The sequence below is a fragment of the Natronomonas pharaonis DSM 2160 genome (assembly GCF_000026045.1).
Taxonomy (GTDB): domain Archaea; phylum Halobacteriota; class Halobacteria; order Halobacteriales; family Haloarculaceae; genus Natronomonas; species Natronomonas pharaonis.
In genome coordinates this window covers 208,609-228,076 of record NC_007426.1, presented here as the reverse complement: position 1 = coordinate 228,076, position 19,468 = coordinate 208,609, and the positions used below count along the sequence as shown (strand labels likewise).

Sequence of the window (19,468 nt, the reverse complement as noted above, 5' to 3'; positions counted from 1 at the left end):
CGCAGGCGATTTACCCGAGCGTCCGCCACTGACTGCTATGGAAGGCCACCTGTCCGACGGGCTCGTCGAGGTCGGTCCGAACGGCCGCGAACGTTACTATGACTCCAGCGGCTACGGCCGCCCCGACGGGGCGGGCGTCCGACTCGCGCCCGTCGAGGCCGCCTACCTGCTCGCCCGCGGCGACCTCGATGCGGTCGACGGGATGGGGCTGGAGGCGTTTCTGGCCGACACCCCCGACCTTGTGGTCCCGTTTCTGGTTTACCGGGACCTCCGAGAGCGTGGCTTCTACGTCTCACCGGCGCTGGAGGGCTGGGTTGCGGACCACGCGGGCATCGACTTCGTCGTCCACCCGCGCGGTGATGGCCCGTGGGACGGAACGGTCGCCTACCGGGTCCGGGTCGTCGACGAGCGTGGCTCCGTCCGGCTCGACTCGCTCGGCGATGTGGTCCTCGCCGTTGTCGACGAAGAAAGCGAACTGACGTATCTCGAAACCGACCGCCCGGCGGTCGACGGCACGAGCGGCCTTGAGGCGGACCTGACCGCAGACGGCGTGTTGCTCGAAGACCGGGTGCTCTGCTGGGATGCGCCACCGGCGCTCTACGAGCAGGGCTTCTATGGCCAGCGAATGGACCGCGAGGACGGCCCGCTCCAACTGTCGCTGCTCGAAGCCGCCCATCTCGCGGCGACGGGCGTCCTCTCCGTTGCGGGCGGCGCTGCGGCTGTCGAGGCCCGCGGACGCGACGCCGAGGGCGAACGGTTCGACCGACGGCTAACCGTCTATCGGACGCTCCGGGAGCGCGGCGTCGTCCCCAAGACGGGGTTCAAATTCGGGGCCGACTTCCGGACGTACGCCGATGTCGACAGCGTCTCGGAGCTGGGCCACTCCGAGCTGCTGGTTCGGGTGCTCCCGGCCGACGCCACCCTGTCGCCGCGGGACGTGGCGCTCGATGTGCGGCTGGCCCACGGCGTCCGCAAGCGGATGGTGTTCGCGCTCGTCGACGACGGGGACGAGATTCGGTGGGTGTCGGTCTCCCGGCTGACCCCATAGGTGGCGTCGATGCCGACGCAAACGAACGGTTTTTGGGCCGACCACTCCGACGGTTTCCCATGACGGACGACGACCCCCACACGGAGCCGGTCGCGCCCGCCCGGACCGACGGCGGGACGAAGGGAGCCGACGACGTTACCCTCGACCCGTGGGGCTCGTCGACGGTCGCCGACTACCGGAAGCTCTTCGAGGAGTTCGGCATCGAGACGTTCGATGCGCTTCTTGCGGACGTACCGAACCCCCACTACCTGATGCGCCGCGGCGTCATCTTTGGCCACCGCGACTACGAGCCGGTCGCCGAGGCGATGGCCAACGACGAGCCGTTCGCGGCGCTTTCGGGCTTCATGCCGACCGGCGACCCACACATCGGCCACAAGCTCGTTTTCGACGAACTCATCTGGCACCAACAGCAGGGCGGCGACGTTTACGCCCTCATTGCCGACCTCGAAGCCAACTCCGCACGCGGGATGTCGTGGACGGAAATCGACGAGCACGCCGAGAGCTACCTGCTTTCGCTTTTGGCGCTCGGCTTCGACCCCGATGAGGGCGAACTCTACCGGCAAAGCGAAAACGACGAACTGCAGGAGCTGGCCTTTGAGCTCGGCGCAAAGGCCAACTTCTCGGAGTTTCAGGGCATCTACGGCTTCGACGGCGAAACGTCGGTCTCGCACATGCAGTCGGTCGTCACCCAGATGGCGGATATCCTCTATCCGCAACTCGACGAGCCGAAGCCGACGGTCATCCCCGTTGGCCCCGACCAAGACCCCCACGTCCGACTTGCGCGGGACCTCGCCTCGCGGATGCGGTATTTCAAGGTGACCAAGGCCTACGCGAGCTTCGAGCTGGAAGACGCCGAACGCGACCTCGTCGCCCGCGCCTACGAGGCGCTGGCCGACAACGAAGACGACGTACGGTGTTCGGACGCCGCCGCATGGTTGGAGTCGGAAGCCCCGGACGACCCGGCGCTGGAGAGTGCGGTCGCAAAGCTCGACGCCGGCGGCAAAGAGCCGCTACGCCCACGTGTTCGCTTCTTCGACCGAAACGCGACCGCGGACGCCTTTGAAGCGCTCATCGAAGCCATCGACGGCGAAAAACGGGTCTACGAAGGCCACATCGACAGCTTCGAGCTCGACCGCGAAGCCGCGGCGGAGCTGGCCCGCGAGGTCGAACTCGACCACGGTGGCTACGGCTTCCGGCCGCCGTCGTCGATATACCACCGGTTTATGACCGGGCTTACCGGTGGCAAGATGTCGTCGTCGGACCCCGCCAGCCACATCAGCCTGCTCGACGACCCGGAAGACGGCTACGACAAGGTCAAGGCCGCGGCGACCGGCGGCCGCGAAACCGCCGAAAAGCAGCGTGAACTGGGCGGCGAGCCCGACGGCTGCCCCGTCTATGAGCTATACGCCTATCTGCTCGCCGGCGACGACGACGGCCTCGCGACCGAGGTCTACGACGAGTGCATCGGCGGCGACCGCCTCTGTGGTGGCTGCAAGGAGCAGGCCGCCGAACTGATGGCCGAGTTCCTCGACGACCACCAAGAGAAACGCGAGGAGGCACGGGAACTGCTGGCGGACCTCGATATCGAACTGGAGAGCAGCCGCCGCTGACCTGCCCGCCCGACTTTTTCCGCTCAACGACCCCGGGGCATAAATATCGTCGCGCCGAGAACCCGGTATGGACGAGGGGACAGAAGCCACACTGAACGTCGATGAAGACGGCGTCACCGTCCGGAAGGCGGTCGCCGCCGACGGCCGAGTACGGCTCGAAATCGCGTCGGAGCGCGACGCGCTCGTAACACTCCGGCTGACGGACCCCGCGCTCGATTCACGCCCCGAGTCGGACATCCAGTTCCACACCGACTACGGGGCCGAACACTGGGTCGTCGGCGACGCCCCGGTGTTCGAACGGGAGTTCGAGCCCGGCGAACAGTATACGGTCCTCTATCGGGTCCCCGACGCGGACCCCGAGTCGCTGACGACGGAGCCGGAGCTATCAGTTGCGGACGGTCCGGACCTCGACAGCCTCGTTGACCGCGCCCGCTCCGATGCGCTCCGGGAGTTCGTCGGTGGTGAGCGCGACTCGCTGCCGGCCGCCGACGAGGCCGAAGCGGCTGACGACACGGCCGACGGCTCGACCGCTGGCTCGCCCGATGAGATGGGAGCGGCACAGCCTGCCTCAGAGGACACCTCTGACACGGAGTCGACGGCCGCCGACCCAGCACCAACGGCCGGGGCGGAAGCCGACGCCGGCCCGGAGCCGCCGACCGACGCGGATGCGGTCGACGACGAGGCAAGCGGTCTTGCAGCCGCTGAACGGGACCTGCTTGAGACGACGGACGACGTACCCGCCGAGGAAGCAGCCGACGAGCCGTCCACACTCGAAGCGGAGACACCGTCGGCCGACGCGGATGCGGTCGACGCCGCCGAAAGCGATGACGAAGCCGCCAGTGAGCCTACAGCCGGTGGCGACGAGCCGGCTGCGGCGGATGTAGCGTCGGCCCCCGAAGCGACTGAGCCGGCTGCCGAAACGGCAGGCGACGAGGCTGCTGATGCCGACACGGGCGCCGACGAGCCGACTGCGGCCGCTGCGGACATCGACTCGCCGGCTGACGAGGCGGATACGTCGTCGTCGACAGCCGACAGCGCGGCCGCCCCGGCTGACGAAGTCGACGACGAAGCCAGCGATACCAGCCCGCCAGTTGCCGACACGACGCCGGAGGCGGAACTGGATGATGCACTGGATGAAGCGGCCGTAGCTGACGATACAGGCCGACAGGATACACCCGAGGCTGGCGAGGCAGCCAGCGGTGGCGACTCGCCAGACACAGAAGCGGCGGGAAGCGACGACTCGGCGACGGACGCCGCTGGCAGCCCCGCTGGCGCGCCGGGCGGCCTTGCGGCCCCCTCCGGTGGCATTGCCCGGGTCCTGTTGAAGGAGCTACAGGAAGGATACGTCACCGACGAGACGCTGTCGGCGCTCCGGACAAAGCTCGGTGCACGCGGGAGCCGCAGCCAGGAGGTCCGTATCGACCACCTCCAAAGCGAAGTCAGCGACTTTGCCGCCTATGCTGACACTCTCGAAGCGTTCATCGACCAGCACGGCACACTCGATTCAGTCGTCGAAGACCTCAACTCGGAGCTGTCGTCGCTTGATGACCGCACCCAAGCGCTCGATTCGGCTGTCGACGAACTCTCCGAGACCGTTGCGCCGCTTACCGATGTTGAAGAGGACATCGAATCACTCACATCGAACCAGAACGCCATCGAAGCGACCGTCGATGACCTCCAAGCGGACCACGAGGCCGTCGTTGACGATGTCGACGCCGTTGAGACGGCACAATCGGAGTTGTCGGAGACAGTCGAGTCGGTGGCTTCGGAGCAGTCAGAGCTGTCGGAGACAGTTGATTCAGTAGCTTCGGAGCAATCGGAGTTGTCGGAGACGGTAGAATCAGTAGCTTCGGAGCAATCAGAGCTGTCAGAGACGGTAGAGTCAGTAGCTACGGAGCAATCGGAGTTGTCGGAGACGGTAGAGTCAGTAGCTACGGAGCAATCGGAGTTGTCGGCGACAGTCGAATCCCTCGAAGCCGGACAGTCCGCACTTGATGCGACCGTTGAATCGATAGACGAAGAGCAATCGGCGCTGGCATCGGAGGTGAACGCGGTCAGCGACGAGCAGTCGGAACTGACGGCCGAACTAACCTCCGTCAAGGACGGCCAATCGGAACTGGCGTCGGAAATCGAATCGGTCAGGGACAGCTACATGGACCTCGAATCGACTATCGGCACGGACCTCGAAGAGATACGCGCCGTCCAGTCGGACCTTGAGGCCAACATCGACGCTGTTGCCGACACGCAGACTGACCTCGAGTCGAAGTTCGACCGACTCGAAGGCGAACTCGAAGAGATACACGACCGGCTCGACGAACTCGAATCGTTCAAAGAACAGCTGTCGGGGGCGTTCCAGGGCGGCGACACCTGACCGGCGCTACCGGAACCGCGAGAACAGCCGGTCGAAGAACCCCTCGTCGTCTTTTGAGCCGTCTTCTGTTTCTGTATCATCACGGCCACCACGGGCCCCTTCCTCGCTAGCATCCGCGTCGTCGGTACCTCCGGTGTGTAGGCCCGGCTCCGGTTCATCGATTCCGCCAGCCATTTCAGCCGGCGTTTTTGCCTCTGTCGTCGGTTCATCGGCGGCCGGCTTCTCGTCGTCCGCGTCCGATGTGTCGTCGACACCGTGGCGCTTCCCGTCGTCCGCTTCCGTCCGGCCGTCGCCGCCTGTGTCTTCTACTTCATTTTCGCTTTCGCCCACCGCCGCTTCACTATCGGCTTCGCTGGCATCATCGTCCTCGGCGCCTCTGGGTTCCGCTTCGTCTCCGCTTTCGTCTCTCTCCGCTTCGGTGTCCGGTTCCGCGTCCGACTCGCCGTCTGCTTCCGATTCCGTGGCGTCGTCGCTGTCGTCGACATCCGTGATATCCGTTGCGGACTCGAAGACCTCTTCGGGAGCCTTCGCGGCCGTGTCGAGCGGTTCGAGCGCGGCAGTCTCCTCGTCGGCGATGCGCTCGGCCAGCCGGTAGTAGGCGACTGTGGCTGCGCTTTCGGGCGCGTACGCAACGACGGGCTGCCGCTTGGCGGCGCTTTCGACGATGGCCTCGTCGTCCGGAACACTGCCGAGAAAGTCGACATCCAGTTCACTGGCGACGGATTCGGGGTGTGCGTCGCCATCAGCGTGTGTCACGACGACGCCGCAGACTGGCACACCGAGCCGTTCGGCGACCTGCTTGCTCTTTTTTGTGTCTGCGATGGCGGCCGGCACCGGCGATGTCACCAGCAGGACGGCATCGCCAAGGTCCATCGGGAACACTGTCTCGTAGGTCAGGCCGCCACCGGTGTCGACGAGGACACACTGGTACTCGTCAGTGAGGTCGCTGATAACGGCTTCCAGCTTTGCGGGGTCCGCCTGTGCGAATCCCTCAAGCGAGGTATCGCCGAAGACGAACGCCAGCCCGTCGCCGATTTCGACGGTTGCTTCAGTAATATCCGCTCGGCCGGCCAGAACGTCGTGTAGCGTCGGCTTCGCGTCGATACTGAGGAACTCCCCGACATCCGGCATGCCGAGGTCGGCGTCGAGGACCGCCACCGAGTGGCCGTGCTGGCGGAGTGCGATGGCGAGATTGACAACTGTCGTCGTCTTCCCGACGCCGCCCTTGCCACTTGTCACTACGAGTACGTCGCCGGACATTCCTTGCCGGGGTATCTCGGCGCTGGGTTAAAAACCCCCACCCGCCTGCAGCCGTCAGTAGCTCGGGAGTCGTGCCGACCGTGCCGACCCGTCGACGAACGGGAGCTGGACACGCTCTGCGGCGACATCGTCACTGTCGATGCGGACCGTCAGGTCGTCGCTTTCGAGCCCGTACTCAACGAGCGCGAGCGCGATTGCGCCGTCAAGCGCCGGGCTGTAGTCGCCGCGGGTCACCTCGCCGACGTGGCTGTCGCCGTCGAAGACTGCTGCCCCGGCCGTCGGCTCCGCGTCGAGTTTGATGCCGACGAGCTCTCTGGACGGCCGCCCTTGGTTTTCGATCTTGGAGACGACCTCTTGGCCGACATAACAGCCCTTCTCGAAGTCGAGCGCGTTCCGCAATCCGAGGACGTTGGGGACCGTCCCCTCCAGTTCCGTCTCGAAGAGCGGCGTCCCCGCTTCGAGCCACAGATACTCCAGCGTCCGGTAGCCGAACGGGGCCGCGTTGAGCCCGTGGTTGACGAGCGCATCGAAGACGTTCGCGGCGTCGTCGGCCGCACAGACGATTTCGTACCCCTCCTCGCCGGTGAGGCCGTCGGTACGGATGACGGTCGTCCCCCAGTCGCCGACGCGCCCGCGGACGAACTCAAGCGGCTCCTCGGGTGTCGTCGGGCCGGTCAGCACCGAGGCGACCTTCTCGGTCGCCTTCGGGCCGTGGACGCCGAAGACCCCGTAGTCGTCGGTCGCGACATTGATGTCGACATCCTGGATGAACGTCTTGTCGGCCCACTCCTCGGCGACCGGCTCGGCCCGCCCCGGCGGAACGAAGCACAGCAGCCGCTCGCCGGCGTTGTAGATGTAGAGTTCAGTTTCGATGCCGCCCTGTGGGTCCAACAGTAGTGCATAGCTTCCTGCGCCGTCCGTCTCCGGAACTCGGTTGGTGACGGCGTTGTCGACGAACTCAAGGCGGTCGTCGCCGCCGACGTCGATGATTCCATACCCCATCTCGACGGTCCCAACGACGTTCCGAACCGCTCTGTGGACTCGCTCCGGCCGCCCGTAGTGGTCGACAACCTGCCGGCCGCCGCGTTCGGTGAACGTCGCCCCGTAGGATTCCTGTAGTTCCGCGACGACTGTCATTGTCAGTAAGACGTGCCGAACGCGTAAAACAGCCGCGCATCCCACATTTCGGCGTTCCGATACGCCTGCCGTCGCCCACTGTGCGGCCGTCCGAGACGGCTACAAGCCGAGGCGGTCACGGAGGCTCGACAGCAGCGACGGCTCCTCGCCGTTCTCGCTCGGCTCGGGGACTACCTTCGGTTCGGGGTAGATACGCATCGGCTCGTCGTCGCTGTTCTCGACGGTGATGAGCCCCTCCTCTTTGAGGGTCGAAAGCGCCGCCTCCAGGTCATCGATGTCGGTCTCGGTGCCGGACCGGAGCTCGAAGACGGTCATCCCCTCCTCCGCCCGGTCGACGAGGGCATCGAGCACCGCGACTTCCGTCTCCGCCCGGTCGCGGTACTCTCGCTTCGCCTGCATGACTGTGCCTTCTCACGGTGGCATCTTAACCGTTCGGCGGCTTCGGGAGTCAAGTTTTATGCCTGTCACCCGGCCACGTGTCGGTAATGGGACTACAGTGTTCGATACTCGGCCACTCCTTCGAGCCTGACGGGGTCGAACGGGAACGCGAGACGCAGGGCAGCGAAGTCGTCACCACCGAACGGGAGATAGAGCGATGTACCCGTTGCGGCAAGGAGCGGGTCGTCTCCGAAAGCACGGAGGTCACCGCCGTCGTCGATGCTGAGGAGGTTGACCTTGACGATGATGCATCCGTTGACGCGCCGGGCGAGGAGAGCGCCGAGGCAGCGACCGGGGACGCCGAGGGGCAGATCGGCCCGCAACCTGCTGGGGAGGACGCCAACACCGGGGGAACAGGCGGCGAGGGGTCTGCCAGCGGCGGGACGTCGGTTGACGCCACCACCGAGACAGACGACATCGATGTCGCGTCTGACGCCGACGAAGACCTCCCGGACGACGGCGGTGCGGAGATTATCGACGAAACCGTCGACCCCGCCGAAGACGACGAGGAGACGGCTCGCGATGTCGTCGCCGAGGCACCGACCGACGACGGCGCGCCTGAACCGGACCCGGATGGTGAGGACGCCGTTATCCTCTCGGACGACACTGACGGCGAGGCCGCAGACGAGCTAGAGCGCGCTCCGGGCCAGTGGCCGGATGATGCCGACGAAAGCACCGACACCGCTGACTCCGAACCTATCGCGGCTGCCCCGGATGAGGATACCGAGCCGGTCGACGAGCAGTCGTTGTCCGGTATCACCGTTCCCGACGGCCGTATCGTCTGCCCCGACTGCGATTTCTCCGTTCAGGCACATTCCGGCTACCGCGAAGGTGACCCCTGTCCCGACTGCAGCGCGTGGCTGGAGAGCGAGCGAAATCGGTAAACCTCCGCGTTACGATACTCCGCCCATGGAAGAGTACAAGATGCGACGTGGGGAGTACCTCGAAGAGCGCGTCCCCGACATGGAGGCGACGATTGAGGAGTACTTCGGGCCGATTACTGGCACTGAAGAGTACAAGGGCAACGACCTGCACGTGGTTGCGGACCCGGACAACCCTGTATTCAACCGTGTCGTAGCGGGGACAATGAGCTATTCGAGCAAGAAGGACAAGCTCGCTGTCGACTTCGACGAGCGGGAGCTCGAAGAACTCATGGAGACGGGCGATGTTGACGCGGCGGCCGACGCCAACAACGCCAAGAACGACTTCCTGCTTGAGTGTACGGGCCGGGACGCCAAGGCCCGCCGTGAATCGATGAAACGCGCTGTCGAAGACGACGCCGAGACGCCGGACAACGTCTAGATATCGACGCCGACTGCGTCTTCTACCGACGCAAACCCGTCCCGTTCGAGCAGCTTGAGCAACCCGCGGTTGATATCGCGGGCGATAGTCGGCCCCTCGTAGACCAATCCCGTGTATAATTGGACGACGCTTGCGCCGTTGCGTATCTTCTCGTAGGCGCTTTCGGCGTCGTCGATGCCGCCAACCCCGACGATCGGCTTGTCGGTCCGCTTGGCGATGAACCGGACGATGTCGGTCGATTCATCGGTTATCGGCGCTCCGGAGAGCCCGCCCTCCTCGTCGGCAGCATCACTGTGGAGGGATGCCGGACGCTTGGTCGTGGTGTTGGTCGCGATAATACCGTCCAGCCCGAGGTCCTCGACGACCTCGATTGCGTCTTCGATTGCGGCGTCCGTGAGGTCCGGCGAGAGCTTGACGAGAAGCGGGCTTGCGCCGTCGTCCTGAAGCGTCCCGAGAATCGATTCCAGTCGGTCGCGAGACTGCAGTTCGCGTAGTCCGGGCGTATTGGGCGAGGAGACGTTGACGACGAAGTAGTCGCCGCCATCGGCGACGCGCTCGTAGGTGTACTGGTAGTCGGCCTCGGCGTCGTCGTTGGCTGCCGATTTCGACTTGCCAATGTTGACGCCGACAGGAACGCGGCAGTCGGTCGCCGCGAGCCGTTCGCCGACGATATCGGCACCGTCGTTGTTGAAGCCCATCCGGTTTATCAGCGCCCGGTCCTCGGCAAGCCGGAACATCCGCGGACGAGGGTTGCCGGCCTGCGGCTCGGCCGTGACACCGCCGACCTCAACGTGGCCGAACCCGAGCGCACCCAAGGCGTCCGGTATCTCAGCGTTCTTGTCGAAGCCGGCAGCGACGCCGACCGGGTTCGGGAACGTCTGGCCGAAGGCGTCGACCCGTAGCCGGGGGTCGACGACGGTGCAGTAGTCGGCGACAATCCGCTCCAGCGGTGTCCCTTGGATACCGTCGAGAACGCGGTGGCCGAGGCCGTGCGCCGTCTCGGCGTCGAGCTGGAACAGCGCCGGCTTGAGGAGCTGATAGAGGCCCATACGTGGGTAGGCCCCGCCGAACCGCATAAGCGACGCGGTCTCGGCTTTCGTCGCCGGAGCCACTTCTACCGCTGGCACACCCGGACGCCTGCGGCCCCGTGCCACGGTCAGTCGGTCGAGTCGGTCGCGGTATCGGATGCTTCTGTGGGGGGCGGGAGACCCAGACACTCCTTGACGCTTCAGTGGGGTTCAACCGGTGTGAGTGCCGGTATCAGAACTCGTGTTCGACGTCTTCGGGGTCTGCTTTCTGGATGATAATCTTCCCGTCACGCACGCGGACGAACACCTCGTCCCCGATCTCCATGCCGGCGACGGCGAGTTCGTCTTCGTGGATATTTACGTGAACGTTGTGGTATTCGCCGTCTTCGTCTTTTGCGCCACTCGGGCTGAGCTTCTTCTTTCGCACCATCGCGCTATGTACGCCCGTTCACCACACGAGATACATAAGTGTACCGTGCGAGTCACGCTGTCGGACGCGCGAGCACCGCTATAACCGCCGACCACAGCCGCTATCTCTCCCTCCGGAAGTATATTTCCACACAACGGTATGAAATATATGGCCGAAACCCGCTCCGTCGGCCGTTTTCGGGGATATATTTATGTCGGTGTGTGTGCAGAACTCACACGGAGGAGCAGAAACCATGGCACCTGACGACGACGACGACAAGCGGAACTTCGCGTTGCGGGAGCAGAACGGCGATGAACCGAGCGTCTTCTCGGGACGAACGCCGAGACAGGCGGCGCTGAAAGCCGCACGTCGACTCGACCCTGCCGGAAGCGAAGACAACGCCGACGAAACGGAGCTCCGGCTCAGAGAGAAAGGGACGAAGAAAGTCCACATCTATCAGGGCTGGGCGTGGGAGGAAACGGCCCCCAATGACAGCCCCGACTGGATGCCCGAAGAAATCACCGAGGCAAACGTCTCGAAGGAAGGTATCCAGCACCTCGAAGAGATATAGACACGCTGTCGTCCGAATTCTTCACCGGAACCGATATGCCGCCGCCGCCGTTAGCAGCAGGTGCGCGGCCCTCACGCGGCTTGACCGTGCGTACACGCGCGTGGGATGACGTAGCCGACTTCCAGCCGCGCGATATTCCAATCTTCCTTTCGCCCCGGCGTTAAATGTACGACTATTGACATTCATTGACATTCGTTCCTCGGGGAGATCGGGGGCTCCGCGCGCGATACTGTCGTAGGTTCTCGTCGACGACTGGTTCTTCGCTCCCGTGTGGGTCGTCCACACCCACTAAGCGGCATGAAATCGCGTGACGAAGCCGGGTTACTTCGACGGGCTTAATACGTTCACTCCCATCGAATCAGATGCGAACGACGCGGGGCGCGATGCCCCGGCGGGATGGCCCTTCGGGCCGTCTCGTTCCGACGCCCTTATACACGTCAGGGCATTCGGAATCGAGTACACGGTCGGGCCGGGTTTTCCCGGTCCGCTCGGAACTCGACTCCGATGCCCTTAAGTGTGATAGGGTGTTGGTGTTGAAGTACGAAGGGCGGCGCGGAATCGCATTCCGGCGCCGTCCTCAATCCGATGCCCTTAAGTGTAATAGGGCACTTGGGTTGAAGTACGAAGGGCGAGCCGAACTCCGTTCGGCTCGGCCGACTCCGACGCCCTTATACGTAACGGGCGATTGGAGAAAGATACGAAGTGATTGGGGGCAGTTCAACCCTGTCCTCTCTCGCGGATTCGAACCGAATCCGATGGGTTTATACCCATCCGCGGAATAAGTTCGAATCCGAAGAAGATGAGGATTCCACACCTGCGGTCCGCCGTATAGATGGGATCTGATGTTAGCCTTGGCAGTTCGGTGACACTCGGTCGGTCCGATTGTCATCGAACGCCGATAGTATGGTACACACCTGTTTCAGGTGTGTCCCGCCAACCCTCCCCGAGCTGGGAATTCAAGCTCGGGGAATACATTCCGGTTGATCCTGCCGGAGGCCATTGCTATCGGTGTCCGATTTAGCCATGCGAGTTGTACGTTTACCGTAGCAAACTGCTCAGTAACACGTGGCCAAACTGCCCTATGGACCGGAATAACCTCGGGAAACTGAGGCTAATTCCGGATACCACATTCATCCTGGAATTGGAGAATGTGCGAAATGCTCCGGCGCCATAGGATGTGGCTGCGGCCGATTAGGTAGACGGTGGGGTAACGGCCCACCGTGCCGATAATCGGTACGGGTCATGAGAGTGAGAGCCCGGAGACGGACTCTGAGACACGAGTCCGGGCCCTACGGGGCGCAGCAGGCGCGAAACCTTTACACTGCACGACAGTGCGATAGGGGGACACCGAGTGCGAGGGCATAGAGCCCTCGCTTTTCTGAACCGTAAGGAGGTTCAGGAACAAGGGCTGGGCAAGACCGGTGCCAGCCGCCGCGGTAACACCGGCAGCCCAAGTGATGGCCGATATTATTGGGCCTAAAGCGTCCGTAGCTGGCCGTGCAAGTTCGTCGGGAAATCCACTCGCTTAACGAGTGGGCGTCCGGCGAAAACTGCTCGGCTTGGGACCGGAAGATCCAAGGGGTACGTCCGGGGTAGGAGTGAAATCCCGTAATCCTGGACGGACCACCGATGGCGAAAGCACCTTGGAAGGACGGATCCGACAGTGAGGGACGAAAGCTAGGGTCTCGAACCGGATTAGATACCCGGGTAGTCCTAGCCGTAAACGATGCTCGCTAGGTGTGGCGCAGGCTACGAGCCTGCGCTGTGCCGTAGGGAAGCCGTGAAGCGAGCCGCCTGGGAAGTACGTCTGCAAGGATGAAACTTAAAGGAATTGGCGGGGGAGCACTACAACCGGAGGAGCCTGCGGTTTAATTGGACTCAACGCCGGACATCTCACCAGCTCCGACAGCAGTAATGACGGTCAGGTTGATGACCTTACCCGACGCTGCTGAGAGGAGGTGCATGGCCGCCGTCAGCTCGTACCGTGAGGCGTCCTGTTAAGTCAGGCAACGAGCGAGACCCGCACCTCTAGTTGCCAGCAGCATCTTGCGATGGCTGGGTACACTAGGGGGACTGCCGTCGCTAAGACGGAGGAAGGAACGGGCAACGGTAGGTCAGTATGCCCCGAATGAGCTGGGCTACACGCGGGCTACAATGGCCAAGACAGTGGGATGCGACACCGAGAGGTGAAGCTAATCTCCTAAACTTGGTCGTAGTTCGGATTGCGGACTGAAACCCGTCCGCATGAAGCTGGATTCGGTAGTAATCGCGTGTCAGAAGCGCGCGGTGAATACGTCCCTGCTCCTTGCACACACCGCCCGTCAAAGCACCCGAGTGGGGTCCGGATGAGGCCTGGCTACCAGGTCGAATCTGGGCTCCGCAAGGGGGCTTAAGTCGTAACAAGGTAGCCGTAGGGGAATCTGCGGCTGGATCACCTCCTAACGTCCGGGACTGAGGCATTGTCCTCAGCCCACCTTTGGCCTATCGGCCTCGATGCGTGACCGACCGAGCACCTTTGAACTGCCAAGGCTGGTAGGGCCCATAGCTCAGTGGTAGAGTGCCTCCTTTGCAAGGAGGATGCCCTGGGTTCGAATCCCAGTGGGTCCATCTCACGTGCCCGATTCGAATCGTGTCCCTTAAGTGGGAGACGTGGTACAATCCGGGTACGAAGAACCGATGCACCACTCCGTGCAAGCGCGAGTGGGAAGGGTGGACACACATGCGCAGTCGACGGATGTGTGAATGAGACCGTGTGTACGTGCGATCCAGACGCTCACTGGACCCGTTTCATCGGGTTTATGAGCGATCTATCATTACCGTGGCTACTGTGCCATCTGGTGAATAGCTCGGCTCAGGCGCCGACGAAGGACGTGTCAAGCTGCGATAAGCCTCAGGGAGCCGCACGAAGGCAAAGAACTGAGGATCTCCTAATGGGAATCCCCACCGCAATTGCTTCGCGCAATGGGGAACGCCCCGGATTGAAACATCTTAGTAGGGGCAGGAAGAGAAAGCGAATGCGATGTCGTTAGTAACCGCGAGTGAACGCGACACAGTCCAAACCGAAGCCTTCGGGCAATGTGGTGTTCGGACTGACTCCCATCAGCAGAACGTTTCCGAGAAGTCTCCTGGAACGGAGCGCGATACAGGGTGACAGCCCCGTATCGGAAGCAAGTATGCTGTGCGTCAGCTCCAGAGTAGCGGGGATTGGAAATTCCTCGTGAATTCGGCAGACATCGTCTGCCAAGACTAAATACGTCCTGAGACCGATAGCGAACAAGTAGCGTGAGCGAACGCTGAAAAGCACCCCGAGAAGGGAGGTGCAATAGGGCTTGAAATCAGATGGCGATCGAGCGACGGGGCACAAAAGGTCACTTGGAAAACGACCGAGGCGCGAGCCTCCAGTAGGACCCAAGTGAAGCCGGTGTTCCGTCGTACGTTTTGAAAAACGAACCAGGGAGTGTATTTGTTTGGCGAGTCTAACCCGTTCATCGGGGAAGGCGTAGGGAAACCGACATGGCCGCAGCATTGCCAGGGCCGCCGTGTTCAAGCGCGGGGAGTCAAACGGATACGACCCGAAACCGGGTGATCTATGCGTGGACAGGACGAAGCGTGGCGAAAGCTACGTGGAGGTCCGTTAGAGTTGGTGTCCTACAATACCCTCTCGTGATCTACGTATAGGGGTGAAAGGCCCATCGAACCCGGAAACAGCTGGTTCCGACCGAAACATGTCGAAGCATGACCTCTGCCGAGGTAGTCCGTGGGGTAGAGAGACTGATTGGAGGCCCCGCCCCCGAGAGGGGTCGGACCTCCTGTCAAACTCCGAACTCACGGACGCCGTGGACGCAGGGAGTCCGCTGTGCGGGGTAAGCCTGTGCAGCATGAGGGAGACAACCCAGAGCTGGGTTAAGGTCCCCAAGTGTGGACTAAGTGCGATTGAAGGTAGTCCCGAGCCCTAGACAGCCGGGAGGTGAGCTTAGAAGCAGCTACCCTCTAAGAAAAGCGTAACAGCTTACCGGCCGAGGTTCGGGGCGCCCAAAATGATCGGGGCTCAAGTCCACCACCGAGACCTAGCGGCACGCCTTACAGCGTGGTTCCGTAGGTCGGCACTCCGGTTGGGTGGAAGCACGGACGAGAGTTCGTGTGGACCGACTGGTGAAGATAATCCTGGTTGCAGTAGCAGCGATAGTCGGGTGTGAATCCTGACGGCCTAATGAGCAAGGGTTCCTCGGCAATGTTTGTCAGCCGAGGGTTAGCCGGTCCTAAGACTCGTCGTAATTCGAGCGAGTCGAAGTGGGAAACTGGTTAATATTCCAGTGCCACTATGCATTGAACGCCGACGCCTTGGGGTCGACCGAACCGGGCCTTCGCCCGGTCGAACTGTCCAAATCCGTGGAAGCCGTAATGGCACGAAGCGGACGAACGGCAGGATAGCGCAAGTCGGTTCAACCTGGGGCCCGTGAAAAGGCAAGCATAGTGTCCGTACCGAGATCCGACACAGGTGCTCATGCCGGCGAAAGGCAAGGCCTGTCGGGATCAACCGACGTTAGGGAATTCGGCAATCTGGCCCCGTAAGTTCGCGATAAGGGGTGCCTGCCTCGGAAAGAGGCAGGTCGCAGTGACTCGGACGCTCCGACTGTCTAGTAACAACATAGGTGACCGCAAATCCGCAAGGACTCGTACGGTCACTGAATCCTGCCCAGTGCGGGTATCTGAACACCTCGTACAAGAGGACGAAGGACCCGTCAACGGCGGGGGTAACTATGACCCTCTTAAGGTAGCGTAGTACCTTGCCGCTTCAGTAGCGGCTTGCATGAATGGATTAACGAGAGCGTCGCTGTCCCAACGTTGGGCCCGGTGAACCATACGTTCCAGTGCGGAGTCTGGAGACACCCAGGGGGAAGCGAAGACCCTATGGAGCTTTACTGCAGGCTGTCGCTGGGACATGGTCGCTGATGTGCAGGATAGGTAGGAGACGTTACACAGGTGCGTGCGCCAGCACGTCGCCGAGTCAACACTGAAATACTACCCGTCAGTGACTGTGACCCTCACTCCGGGAGGAGGACACCGATAGCCGGGCAGTTTGACTGGGGCGGTACGCGCTCGAAACAATATCGAGCGCGCCCTAAGTCCATCTCAGTCGGGTCGGAGACCCGACGAAGAGTGCAAGAGCAAAAGATGGATTGACAGTGTTCTTCCCAACGAGGAACGCTGACGCGAAAGCGTGGTCTAGCGAACCGATGAGCCTGCCCGATGCGGGCCATTGATGACAGAAAAGCTACCCTAGGGATAACAGAGTCGTCACTCGCAAGAGCACATATCGACCGAGTGGCTTGCTACCTCGATGTCGGTTCCCTCCATCCTGCCCGTGCAGAAGCGGGCAAGGGTGAGGTTGTTCGCCTATTAAAGGAGGTCGTGAGCTGGGTTTAGACCGTCGTGAGACAGGTCGGCTGCTATCTACTGGGTGTGTCTGACGCTTGACAGGAACAACCGTATAGTACGAGAGGAACTACGGTTGGGTGCCACTGGTTTACCGGTTGTCCGAGAGGGCACTGCCGGGCAGCTACGCACCACAGGGTAACGGCTGAATGCATCTAAGCCGGAAACCTACCTGGAAAAGAAGCGTCGCCGAGGTCTCTCGTAGAAGACGAGTTCGATAGACTTGGGGTGTACGCGTCGAGGCAACGAGACGTTCAGCCCGCGAGTACTAACAGACCGAAGCCACCAATCATTGCTCTGCCTGATGAAACGGGTCCGGGCGTAAACTGGATCGCACGTACATACGGTGTCTACCACCGGCGTTGGACCATGTCGTGGTTCGATTCCACGAGCCGGCATTAAGGCGGCCACAGCGGCGGGGCGACTCCCGTACCCATCCCGAACACGGAAGATAAGCCCGCCAGCGTTCCAGCGAGTACTTGAGTGCGCGAGCCTCTGGGAAATCTGGTTCGCCGCCTACCATTCATTCCGATTTCAGCCCCACTCAGCACCCGCTGGGTGGGGCTGTTTTCATTGCTGTAGCGCCGGACGGCGGCCGTCCGGACCGCTACGCTTAAATCATCGTCTCCGTTAGTCACATCTGCGCCAAGGTGGCAGAGTCTGGCCTTACGCGGTTGCCTGCAGAGCAACTATACGCCGGTTCAAATCCGGCCCTTGGCTTTTCAGTTTTACACATCCGACAGGCAGCCGTTGGCCCGCCCCCGGATGGGGCATAGCGGCCCGACAGCTGTGCGGAGACCACCACGGTGTATCTGTGATACCCGTCGCGACTGGAGTCGACGCCAGCGGCAGCGACGACGCGTGTAATCACACCGAATTCAACGTACGTTCACAAGCGCTGCTGTGAGAGGCATCACTCGACGAGCCCCACCGGCGGCGTACGGAACAGGCAGAACGTAACGCACCCCCCGGCCTATACCGATGTGGGCACAACCCCGGGCCAGTAGACGCATTCGACTCGCGCGGCCGAAGCGGCCGCGCTGACAGCGCTGGACGCCGACCCCGGACGAGGGGATGCCCCCACGAGAAAATGACGTACGTCTGCCGCTGCTGTCGACGAAACCCCGGGGGTTGGTGATGAAGAAACAGGTGTCGAAGGGCCAGCATCCGATGACAACGCAGCGAGCGCCACGTTGATTGTACTGCCGCCGGAACGGATAGCCGATGGCATCGGTGTGGTTCGTTCGCGGGCGACTGCGTACCCCGTGGCGGTTCCTCGCGACTGGCTTGCTCGTCGTATTCGCCACGGTTGTCGCGTCGTTGCCGGTCGCTATCGTCGATGTCCCGCTTGACCCACGCGCCGCGACTGGCGAGGCGCTTGCGCTCGTGCTCGGCTACCAGGCCGTCGTCGGCGTCGCCATCGCTGCGGCCGTCGTCATCGCCGCCCGCCATGTCGACCGGCGGACGATGGCCGACCTCGGGCTCGGCCGCCAGCGCTGGCTCCGAGAGCTCGCAATCGGCGGGGTGCTCGGTGCGGCACTCATGACAGGGGCGTACGCTGCGGGCGTCGTTGCAGGTGTCTATCGCCCCACGTTCGCGCCTGCTGGTCCCGACGGCTATTCTCTCGCGGTGTGGTTCGGGCTGTGTGCGGTGTTTGTCATCGTGGTCGGTGTCTACGAGGAGCTGCTCTTCCGCGGCTATGTGCTGACCAACCTCGCGGAGGGACTGACAGCTGTCCTGTCGCCCCGCCGGGCTGTCATCGCTGCAATCCTCCTTTCTGGTGCCGGCTTCGGCGTCGTCCACGGGGGCAACCCGAATATGACACCGCTCGGCGTCGCTACAATAGCAGTCGCCGGGCTGTTGCTCGGGCTGGGCTACGGCTACACCGGTCGCATAGCGCTGCCGGTCGGGTTCCATATCACGTGGAACGCCGCCCACTTCGTCTATGGGCTTCCAGTGAGCGGGCTTGAGCTTGGTATCCGCGTCGTCGAGACCGAGCGCGTCGGTTCGGCGCTTCTCCACGGCGGGAGTGTCGGCCCCGAGGGTGGCGTCTTCGGATTCATCGCGGCGGCGGTGGGCTGTCTGGCTGTTGTCGCCTACGGCCGCGCCGTGTCTGGAGGACTCGATGAGACAGTGGCTGTCCCCGCGATTCGGTCCGGGGCGGACGACAACTCGGCGCTGTGACTGGTTCACACGAACGCCGTGCTTCGAAGCCTTTATACTCGAACTTACCCACATCTGACGTACTATGAGTGACAAGCCCGCCTCGATGTACCGGGATATCGACAAGCCCGCGTACACGCGACGCGAATACATCACGGGCATCCCGGGCTCGAAGGTCGCCCAGTACAAGATGGGCAACTTCGAGGCCGACCCCGAGGACTACGAGGTACAGATCAGCCTCATCGTCGACGAGGAAGTCCAGATCCGACACGGCTCGCTTGAGGCATCTCGCCTGTCGGCCAACCGCCGCATGCTGAAAGAGCTCGGCGAGGACGGCGACTACAAGATGATTCTTCGGAAGTTCCCCCACCAGGTCATCCGAGAGAACAAGCAGGCGACCGGTGCGGGTGCCGACCGTGTCTCCGACGGGATGCGACAGGCATTCGGGAAGATCGTCGGAACGGCTGCCCGCATCAACAAGGGCGAACGCGTCTTCACCATCTGGTGTCACCCCGAAGACGCCGACGCGGCCAAGGACGCCTTCCGTCGTGCGTACAACAAGATTTCGCCGCCGTGTACCATCAAAGTCGAGCGCGGCGAAGAACTGCTCATCGCGTAGGCGGGCTTTTCGCGGTTCTTCTCGGGCGTTCGCTTTTGGGACCGACTCTTACAAGCACGCCCAGTGTCATCTGCGG

The 19,468-nt window shown here is 62.8% G+C and carries 13 protein-coding genes, 2 tRNA genes and 3 rRNA genes; 13 read left to right on the top strand and 5 right to left on the bottom strand.

The genetic code is table 11. From position 1 onward, the window contains the following. Positions 1 to 37 precede the first annotated feature (37 nt). The 3 genes from endA (at position 38) to NP_RS01140 (ending at position 5,029) form a co-directional block, all read left to right on the top strand. A complete protein-coding gene (endA, locus tag NP_RS01150) occupies positions 38 to 1,048 on the top strand; it encodes a tRNA-intron lyase (protein WP_011321949.1) in 1,011 nt (336 codons plus the stop codon). 59 nt (positions 1,049 to 1,107) lie between these two features. Then, complete coding sequence (locus tag NP_RS01145; RefSeq protein ID WP_011321948.1) at positions 1,108 to 2,658, top strand: tryptophan--tRNA ligase; 1,551 nt, start codon at positions 1,108 to 1,110, stop codon at positions 2,656 to 2,658. A 67-nt stretch (positions 2,659 to 2,725) separates the two neighbouring features. Continuing rightward, the gene (locus NP_RS01140) at positions 2,726 to 5,029 is read left to right on the top strand and encodes a rad50 ATPase (protein ID WP_011321947.1); all 2,304 of its coding nucleotides are present in this window, start codon (positions 2,726 to 2,728) and stop codon (positions 5,027 to 5,029) included. A 6-nt stretch (positions 5,030 to 5,035) separates the two neighbouring features. Here NP_RS01140 and NP_RS01135 read toward each other — a convergent pair whose 3' ends face one another. The 3 genes from NP_RS01135 to NP_RS01125 form a co-directional block, all read right to left on the bottom strand. After that, complete coding sequence (locus NP_RS01135; protein ID WP_011321946.1) at positions 5,036 to 6,289, bottom strand: MinD/ParA family ATP-binding protein; 1,254 nt, start codon at positions 6,287 to 6,289, stop codon at positions 5,036 to 5,038. A 54-nt stretch (positions 6,290 to 6,343) separates the two neighbouring features. Continuing rightward, positions 6,344 to 7,426, bottom strand: a complete 1,083-nt coding sequence (ygfZ, locus tag NP_RS01130; protein ID WP_011321945.1) for a CAF17-like 4Fe-4S cluster assembly/insertion protein YgfZ — start codon at positions 7,424 to 7,426, stop codon at positions 6,344 to 6,346. 99 nt (positions 7,427 to 7,525) lie between these two features. Then, positions 7,526 to 7,825 (bottom strand): DUF6432 family protein, encoded by a 300-nt coding sequence (locus tag NP_RS01125; protein WP_011321944.1) that lies wholly within the window; start codon positions 7,823 to 7,825, stop codon positions 7,526 to 7,528. Positions 7,826 to 7,911: 86 nt separating this feature from the next. Here NP_RS01125 and NP_RS01120 point away from each other — a divergent pair, with 86 nt between their 5' ends. Then, positions 7,912 to 8,748, top strand: a complete 837-nt coding sequence (locus tag NP_RS01120; RefSeq protein WP_011321943.1) for a DUF7093 family protein — start codon at positions 7,912 to 7,914, stop codon at positions 8,746 to 8,748. Positions 8,749 to 8,773: 25 nt separating this feature from the next. Then, positions 8,774 to 9,166, top strand: a complete 393-nt coding sequence (locus NP_RS01115; RefSeq protein WP_011321942.1) for a DUF5611 family protein — start codon at positions 8,774 to 8,776, stop codon at positions 9,164 to 9,166. Here NP_RS01115 and NP_RS01110 read toward each other — a convergent pair. Next, positions 9,163 to 10,215 carry a quinone-dependent dihydroorotate dehydrogenase gene (locus tag NP_RS01110; RefSeq protein WP_011321941.1) on the bottom strand — a complete coding sequence of 351 codons (1,053 nt, stop codon included), beginning with the start codon at positions 10,213 to 10,215 and terminating at the stop codon, positions 9,163 to 9,165. The two genes, NP_RS01115 and NP_RS01110, sit on opposite strands and share 4 nt — an antisense overlap. A 211-nt stretch (positions 10,216 to 10,426) precedes the next feature. Then, positions 10,427 to 10,624: a hypothetical protein gene (locus tag NP_RS01105; protein ID WP_011321940.1), complete on the bottom strand. Its 198-nt coding sequence runs from the start codon at positions 10,622 to 10,624 to the stop codon at positions 10,427 to 10,429. A 232-nt stretch (positions 10,625 to 10,856) separates the two neighbouring features. Between NP_RS01105 and NP_RS01100 the strand changes: the two genes are divergently transcribed. The 8 genes from NP_RS01100 to NP_RS01065 all read left to right on the top strand — a co-directional run bounded on the left by NP_RS01100 (position 10,857) and on the right by NP_RS01065 (position 19,392). After that, positions 10,857 to 11,174, top strand: a complete 318-nt coding sequence (locus NP_RS01100) for a non-histone chromosomal MC1 family protein (RefSeq protein WP_011321939.1) — start codon at positions 10,857 to 10,859, stop codon at positions 11,172 to 11,174. A 973-nt stretch (positions 11,175 to 12,147) separates the two neighbouring features. Beyond that, positions 12,148 to 13,614: ribosomal RNA gene (locus NP_RS01095) — 16S ribosomal RNA — on the top strand. Between the two features lie 95 nt (positions 13,615 to 13,709). After that, a tRNA-Ala gene (locus tag NP_RS01090) sits at positions 13,710 to 13,781 on the top strand. Between the two features lie 206 nt (positions 13,782 to 13,987). After that, positions 13,988 to 16,901 (top strand): 23S ribosomal RNA (locus NP_RS01085). Positions 16,902 to 17,009: 108 nt separating this feature from the next. Then, a 5S ribosomal RNA gene (gene rrf, locus NP_RS01080) occupies positions 17,010 to 17,131 on the top strand. Together the 16S, 23S and 5S rRNA genes with 2 tRNA genes alongside form the textbook arrangement of a ribosomal RNA operon. 123 nt (positions 17,132 to 17,254) lie before the next feature. After that, a tRNA-Cys gene (locus NP_RS01075) sits at positions 17,255 to 17,330 on the top strand. 504 nt (positions 17,331 to 17,834) lie between these two features. After that, positions 17,835 to 18,794, top strand: a complete 960-nt coding sequence (locus tag NP_RS01070; RefSeq protein ID WP_011321938.1) for a CPBP family intramembrane glutamic endopeptidase — start codon at positions 17,835 to 17,837, stop codon at positions 18,792 to 18,794. Positions 18,795 to 18,858: 64 nt separating this feature from the next. Next, on the top strand, positions 18,859 to 19,392 hold the full coding sequence (locus NP_RS01065; RefSeq protein ID WP_011321937.1) for a 50S ribosomal protein L16: 534 nt from the start codon (positions 18,859 to 18,861) through the stop codon (positions 19,390 to 19,392). Positions 19,393 to 19,468: the final 76 nt, after the last annotated feature.